Genomic DNA, 7175 nt, shown 5'->3' on the forward strand with positions numbered 1-7175 from the left:
CGCGGCTGTCCGTGGCCGCCGGCGAGACGAGCGGTGCGGGCCCCGAGGTGGTGCCGCCGGACGTCACGGTCGGGATCGTCGCCGCCCCCGCCCTGCCGGACGGCCTGGCAGGCGAGTGCGCCCGGGACCTGCGAGGCGAGCTGGGAACCCGTCACCCGGAGGTGCACTGGCACGTCCGGGTGGTCCACGACGGGCTCGTGGCACCGCCGGCCGGCGACGGCGAGCTCGTCGCCGCGGCCCGCGGGAGGCTGCTGGACGGCGACTGGGATCTGGCCATCGTCCTGACCGACCTGCCCCTCGGGGCCGCCCCGCGCCCGGTCGTGGCGCACGCGAGCCCGCTGCACGGGGTCGCCGTCCTGTCCGTGCCTGCGCTGGGCACCGTCGCGCTGCGGCACCGGGCGCGTGATGCGCTGCTGCGCCTCTTGGGTGTGCTGCTGGGCGAGGCGCGTGACGCCGGATCGGGCGCTCGAGCTGTCAGGGCACGATCGGCCCGGATCACCCGGCGGCTGCGCGAACTGGCCTCCGACGTCGACGAGCAGGCGCAGGCGGTCCTGTTCACCACGAGGGTGCTCACCGGCCATCTCGGCCTGCTCCTGGGCATGGTGCGGGCCAACCGGCCGTGGCAACTGGCGAGGGGCCTCTCCCGGGCGCTCGTCGCGGCCGGTGCGGCCGGCGCCTTCGCACTGGTCACCCCGGACCTCTGGCGGATCGCCGACGTGTTCGGGTGGCAGCGTCTCGGTGCGCTGACCCTGCTGTCGGTCACGGCCTTGACCGTCACGTTGGTGGTCGGCGCCCAGCTCTGGGAGCGCGCCGATCGCCCAGGGGTGCGCCAGCAGGTGGTGCTGTTCAACCTCGCGACGAGCGCGACCGTGCTCACCGGGGTGGTGGTCCTCTACGCGGCGCTGCTCGTCCTGTCGCTGCTGGCTGCGCTGCTGCTCGTCGTCCCCCGGCTGATGGCCGACGAGCTCGGCCACCCGGTTGCTCTCTGGGACTACCTGCAGCTCGCCTGGCTGACCTCGTCCCTCGCCACCGTCGGCGGCGCCCTGGGAGCCGGCCTCGAGAGCGACGAGGCGGTCCGCCGTGCCGCATATGCGTACCGGACCAGCGCGGCCACCGAATCGGAGGCGGCCGGGTGGCCGGGGAGCGGCGCGTCCACCGACGTCGCACCGGGGCCCGGAGGGCGTGAGACGGAGGAGGTCGGGCCGATCGTCGAGCGGGACACGGGACCGCCTGACCAGGACCGCTGATCTCCCGACCCTGCTCGCGCACGCCCACGTCCTGTTCGCCTACCTGGTCGGCGCGACCGGGACCAGCGTGACGGAGTGGCCCGACCGCATGCGTGCCGACCAGGTCGACCGCACCCCGTCCAGAGGGACGGGTGTGTGTGGCCCGCTCGAACTCCGGCTCGGCGTCGCGCGGGCCGGCCTCCAGGTCCCGCCGGCGCTGTGGCCGTGAGTCCTCCGCCGCGGTTCAGTGCCGGCCGGCCGCGCCCGTTCCCGCCGGGACGTAGAGGCCCGCCCTCTCGGCGCGCACGGCGGCGAGCGTCCTCGAGGAAGCCCCCAGCTTGGCGAGGATGTGCTCCAGGTGCGCGGCGACCGTCCGCGGCGCCACCACGAGGGCCCGGGCGATCTCCTGGTTGGCGTGCCCCTCGACCAGCAGCCCGAGGACCTCCAGCTCCCGGGGCGTGAGCCCGCGCAGGTCGCCGCCCGGGGAGAGCAGCACCATCCCCGACAGCACGTGGGGCTCGTCGTCCGTGCCCGTCAGGACCGTCACGCGGACATGGCCGTCCGGGGCGTGCCGGCCACCGCGCGGCCACAGGAAGGACGTGTACACGTGGCCGCTCCGGGTGGCCGCGCGAGCGGCGTCCAGGACGGGAGAGCCTCCCGCGAGCAGTGCGTCGTCGCCGAGACCCGGGAACGGCGTGGTGCCACCGTCCCTGCAGAGCACCACACCGGCCCGGGCGCCCTGGACCACGCGGGCGGCGGCGAGCAGCGAGTGCATCGGGTCGATGCCGCGGGCGAGGATCGGGGCGAGCTGCGCCAGGCGGTGCCGCGTGGCCTCCGTCGGAGGTCGGGTGTCGGCGGAGAGCAGCGCCAGGTACCCGACGTGGCGCTGCCCCGGTACGAACAGTCCCACGGTGAGGGCCTCGTGATAGCCGGCGGGGGTGAGGCACTCGGCCCACGTCGGCAGGTCCTTGGCGGAACGGGGGAGGTCCGACGGGCTCAGCGGTGGGCGGGCGCGACAGGCTCCGGTCACCTCGATGTCGTGCGCCGTCGCCGGACTGCTGAGGTACCGGACGGTGCTCCGGTCCAGCGAGGTGCTGGCCACGGAGGAGTAGCCGTTGCCCAGCGGGTCGGCCAGCGCCATCCAGGAGGCGTCGAAGGGGATGTGGCGGCCCAGCTCGTGCAGCAGCGCCTGGGCACGGTCGGGGAGCCGTCCCGGAGTGGCGGCGATCTCCGCGAGGCGGAGAGCCGGGGCCTCGGTCATGTCGCTTCACCAGTCCAGGGCGTGCGCGGTCGGACGGAGCCGTCGAGGACGGCCGCGGCCCTGGACGAGGCTGGCCGGGCTGCAGCTACACGTACCGCACCGGCGGGGGGAGCAACCCGGATTCCCGTGACCGGAAACCTCGGTCGTGTTAGTCGTTGCCATCGCAACCACCGTCCGTGGACGGCGTGGTTTCCGCGTTAGCATGCACCGTGGAGTTGCGCCAGCTGCGCTACTTCCTGGCGGTGGCCGAGGAAGGCCGCTTCAGTCGGGCCGCGCAACGGCTCCACATCGCTGCCCCGTCGCTCTCGCAGCAGATCCGTGCGCTGGAGCGGGAACTCCGGGTCCCGTTGTTCGAGCGAACCCCGGAAGCGGCCCGGCTGACCTTCGCCGGCGTCGTCCTGGTCGAGCGGGCCCGGATCATCCTGGCAGAGGTGGACCGGGCGCTGGCTGACGCGCGCGCCGCCGGAGCGGACTCCCGCGAGCGACTGACCCTGCGGGTGGCCACCATGGCCGACCTCGTCCTCGACGGCCCGCTGCGGCACGCCGCGCTGGCGATCGACGGGATCGAGGTGTCGGTGAGCTCCGGCCGGGGGGACGACGCCGTCGAGGCCGTCCGCCAGGGCAGGGCGGACGCGGCGATCGTCTGGAGCCGGTCCTACCCGCAGCGGGACCTCGCCGGCGTGGTGCTGGGCTCGGTAGTCCTCGGCGTCGTGCTCCCGCTCGGGCACGCGTTGAGCGGCGCGGTCACGGTGCCGGTGGCCGCGCTCGCCGACGAGGTGCTGGTGATGTTCCCGCGGGAGCCGTTCGCCGGGACGTGGGACCGGGCCGTGGACCACGTGTTCCCCGCCGGGGCCGCGCAGGACCACGTCGTCATCGAACCCAACCTGCTGAACGCGCCGGAGGCGGTGCTGCGCGCGGTCGGAGCCGGCACCGGCATCGCCGTGAGCATCCTCCGGCTCGTCGATCACCTGGGGATCGAGGGGATCACGGTGCGGCCTCTCGTTCCGGCGTTGACGTGGGACCTGGAGGCGGTCTGGCGGGCACCGGCCACCCCCGCCGTCCGCAGACTCGTCGACTTCCTCGTCGAGTCGTCCCGGGACCCGCAGACGCTCATCGAGCCGGTCCGCCGTCCCGGCGACGGCCTCCGGCACGTCACGGTCAGGGCCTGAGGACCACCTTCTCGCAACGACGTCCTGGGGACAGGGCGGCGCAGGGGCGTCGCCGGTGGAACGGGACTGGCCGCAATGACAGCCGACCGCTCGGCCGGCAACCATCGGCAGAGCGACCGATTCCCGGCCGGCGCCGGACCCGCTCAGGTCGCTCCCGTCACCCCGGGCGGGATGCGCAACCCGCCGCGCAGGGCGCGCACCGCGGCGGCCGTGAGGTCGCTGGTCCCCAGGGCGACCAGGCTCCGCCCCAGGGAGTCCGCCACCGCCTCCGCGGCCACGTGGAGTGACTGCGCGAGGGCCAGGATGCCGGTGACGCCCTCCGCCACGAGGCCCAGGACCCGGAGGTCCAGGACGGTGAGGCCGTGCAGGTCGCCCGGTGCGCCCAGGAGCACCGCGGCGGAGAGGTGGTCGAGGTCCGGGCGGGCGAAGTCGAGCGCGGTGACCCGGATCAGCTGCTCGCCGCCGGTCCCCGGTGCCGGGGCGAGGAACGAGGTGTACGCGCCGCTGACGGCCAGCTCGTCAGCGGCGACCCCGAGGACCGGTGACCCCGGCGTCAACAGGCGGTCGTCGGGCAGACCTGGTAACGGCAGGACGTCGCCTCCGCGGGTGAGGACGACGCCGGCGCCGGCGTTGCCGACGATCCGGGCGGTCTCCGCGATGTCCCGGGTCCGGTCCAGGTCGTCGGCGATCAACGTGGTGACGGCCGCGACGACCCGGCGGTCGGCCTCTCTCGGTCGCGAGGGGTCAGCGGAGAGCAGGCTGAGGAAGCCGACGTGCCGCCCGTCCGTCGTGAACAGCCCGGCTGCCAGACCCTGGCGGAAGCCGGCCGGGAGCAGGTGGTCGGCCCACGCGCGGACCTCGGACAGGGGGCCCGGGATGTCGCTGGCCAGCATCGGCGGACGACGCCGGTGCAGGCCGAGCCGCTCCACCTCCTCGTCGGCCTCCGGACGGCCGAAGTAGGCGACGAGTGCCTCGGCCGGACCGGTGGTCGCCAGCGGGACGTGGGTCTGCCGCTCGGGGTCGCGGACGGCGAGCCAGCCGGCGTCGAAGGGCAGGATCCGCCCGAGCTGCTGCAGGTGCTCCGCAGCCCGTTCCTGCACGGTGGCGGACGACGCGACGACGCCCGCGTCCTCCGACCACACACGCTGGAGCAGCGGTTCGCTCCCGCTCATCACGGCTCACCTTCCCTCACTCGCGGGTGGACGTACAGCCCGAGGCGTTCGGCACGGTCAGCGGCACGGGTCGGCGTCGGTGGCGGCAGCCAGGCCGGGACGTGCGCCACGTGCGCCCTCTGGCGACTCGAGCGCGGGAGCGTCGGCGGCCACCGTCCTTGCGGGGCACGTCTCACAGATTCCCCGTGTAGATCACCGTCTCGGCCAGCACTCGCACCTTGACGTTGCTGTTCTGGCTGTGCGTCGCGAGCATCGCGAAGGCCTGATCGGCCGTGAGCTGGCGATGGCACATCAGGATGCCGATCGCGATGCCGATCTGCCGGTTGGTGGCCAGCGCCTGCTCCAGGTTGGCCGCCCTGTCCTCCGCCGATCGGACCCGCGCGTGCAGCTGGTCGAGTTCGGCGAGGACGGCGAGGCGGTGCACGTGCGCGGCCGGCGCCTCCACCGACGGGTCGACGGTCATCGTGTCCTGGTCCTCCTGCTCGCGCGGCCGGTGTGCGGATGGGCCGGCGCGTCGTCGCCTGTACGCCGTGGACCTCTCCCGCTACGGACGCCAGGGTGCGGGCGTGTTCCGGCGTCCGGCATCGGCAGAGCGACCGATCCGCGCCTCCGGGGTGGGCGGGACGGGGTCCGGTCCGTCGACGTCCGGCGCCCCGCGAGCGGCTCAGACCTCGACGGGTCCGCGGTCGTGCCCGCCGACCCGCCGCGGCACTGCGAGCGGTAGGCGGCGAGGACGGCACGGCCGGCCGCGCCGCGGAGCACCTCGTCCCGGCTGACGATGCCGAGCCCCCACGAGGTGCGCCGGCCGACGTGGCGACGGCGACGTCGCCGAAGAGGGCCTCGTCGAGGCACGCCTGCGGACCGTAGGTGATGCCCAGGCCGCGCTGCACCATGGTCAGGACGCCGAACCACTCGTCGACCTCCGACCGGACCTGCCGGGGGATGCCCCGGTCGGCCATGAGCCGGTCGAAGAGGTCGCGGACCCACCAGCCGCGGGGCAGGTCGATGACCGGCTCGTCGGCGACCTCCCCGGGATCCACGTCGAGCGCCCCGGCCAGCCGGTCGTCCGCCGGGCAGACGATCACGAGGGGGGTGCCGGCCAGCGGCTCGAAGCGCAGCGCCGGACCGGCGCGCTGGGTCAAGGGGGTGATGGCGAAGTCGACCCGGCCGTCGGCGACCAGTCCGACGAGGTCTCGGGCGCCGTCGTGGAGCAGGTCGATCTCCACGTCCGGGTGCTCCCGCTGGAAGCGGCGGATCGTCTCTATCACGTCGAGCCTGCGGGGGACGGCGACGGTGGCGATGCGGACCGAGCCGCGGAGCAGGCCGGTGACCGTCCCGGCCCGCGAGGCGCCGCCGTCCGAACGTCGAGGAGACGAGGTCGGCCGGCAGTCGGCAGCCGCGGCGGCAGTCGAACTCGACCGGATGGCCGTCGAGCCAGCCCACGGCGGCGAACCGCCCGGAGCCCGGGCAGGTCTCCCACGTCACGTGCTCACTCACCGACGATCCTCCCGACTGCGGCAACGGCGGCCGGCGCTCGAGGTGACGAGAGCCGACTTCCCGCACCCAGCGTCCGCCCGGTTGCCCCGGCAGGTGGACCACGCCCTCTCGCCGGCCGGCATCGACGGCTCCGATGGCACGTGGGAGACAGCGGCGGGGGAGGGGTCAGGAGCACCGGGACGTCCGGCGCCGGGCGGTGCGCATCCCTGGACGGGCCCTTCGGCAGGATGACCGATGGAGATGCCGCCCCGGGGCGAGTAGGTCATGAGGGGACCACGCCACTTCCGGGACGGACGAGCGATGACCAGCGGATACTTCCCAGGCCCGTACGGCAGCCCCTTCGACGACTTCTTCGCCCGGTACATGGGCGGCGCCCGCCAGCCCCGCCAGCGCGTCGACATCACCCAGTTCCTCAGCGAGCAGGCCCGGGGGCTGGTGAACGCGGCCGCGCGCCGGGCCGCCGAGGTGGGCAGCCCGGACCTCGACACCGACCACCTGCTGTGGGCGATGACCGAGGACGAGCCGACCCGGCAGCTGATCGGCCGCGCGGGCGCCGACCCGGCGCAGCTGCGCTCAGAGCTCGACAGCCTGCCCCGTCGCGGCGAGCCGCGCGCCGAGACGCCGGCCCTCACCCCCGCGGCCAAGCGCGTTCTCCTCGACGCCCACCAGGTCTCCCGCGCGCTGGGCTCCACCTACATCGGTCCCGAGCACCTGCTGTTCGCTCTCGCCGTCGACCCGGACTCGCCGGGCGGGCGGGTGCTGCACGAGCACGGGGTCACCCCCGAGGCGCTGCAGCAGGCGGCCACCGGCGGCGGCACCCCCGGCGGCGGCCGCCCCGGGCAGCCGGCCT

The 7175-nt window shown here is 74.9% G+C and carries 6 protein-coding genes and 1 pseudogene; 3 read left to right on the forward strand and 4 right to left on the reverse strand.

Going from position 1 to position 7175, the window contains the following annotated elements:
• Positions 1–11: 11 nt before the first annotated feature.
• Positions 12–1247 (forward strand): hypothetical protein, encoded by a 1236-nt coding sequence (locus ACI8AR_RS21130; protein ID WP_457052742.1) that lies wholly within the window; start codon positions 12–14, stop codon positions 1245–1247.
• A gap of 223 nt (positions 1248–1470) precedes the next feature.
• Here the strand turns inward: ACI8AR_RS21130 and ACI8AR_RS21135 are convergent, their stop codons facing one another.
• Complete coding sequence (locus tag ACI8AR_RS21135) at positions 1471–2487, reverse strand: response regulator transcription factor (protein ID WP_457052743.1); 1017 nt, start codon at positions 2485–2487, stop codon at positions 1471–1473.
• Positions 2488–2696: 209 nt separating this feature from the next.
• Between ACI8AR_RS21135 and ACI8AR_RS21140 the strand changes: the two genes are divergently transcribed.
• Positions 2697–3656, forward strand: a complete 960-nt coding sequence (locus ACI8AR_RS21140; protein WP_457052744.1) for a LysR family transcriptional regulator — start codon at positions 2697–2699, stop codon at positions 3654–3656.
• 143 nt (positions 3657–3799) lie between these two features.
• Here ACI8AR_RS21140 and ACI8AR_RS21145 read toward each other — a convergent pair whose 3' ends face one another.
• The 3 genes and pseudogenes from ACI8AR_RS21145 to ACI8AR_RS21155 all read right to left on the reverse strand — a co-directional run.
• Positions 3800–4828 carry a hypothetical protein gene (locus ACI8AR_RS21145; RefSeq protein WP_457052745.1) on the reverse strand — a complete coding sequence of 343 codons (1029 nt, stop codon included), beginning with the start codon at positions 4826–4828 and terminating at the stop codon, positions 3800–3802.
• Positions 4829–5000: 172 nt separating this feature from the next.
• The gene (locus ACI8AR_RS21150) at positions 5001–5291 is read right to left on the reverse strand and encodes an ANTAR domain-containing protein (RefSeq protein ID WP_457052746.1); all 291 of its coding nucleotides are present in this window, start codon (positions 5289–5291) and stop codon (positions 5001–5003) included.
• 382 nt (positions 5292–5673) lie between these two features.
• Positions 5674–6252: pseudogene (locus ACI8AR_RS21155) on the reverse strand (LysR substrate-binding domain-containing protein); the annotation flags it as partial.
• Between the two features lie 373 nt (positions 6253–6625).
• On the opposite strand from ACI8AR_RS21155, the gene ACI8AR_RS21160 reads away from it, so the two are divergent.
• On the forward strand, positions 6626–7175 hold a 550-nt coding region (locus ACI8AR_RS21160; RefSeq protein ID WP_457052747.1), incomplete at its 3' end, for a Clp protease N-terminal domain-containing protein.

It is taken from the genome of Geodermatophilus sp. SYSU D01036 (assembly GCF_054050435.1).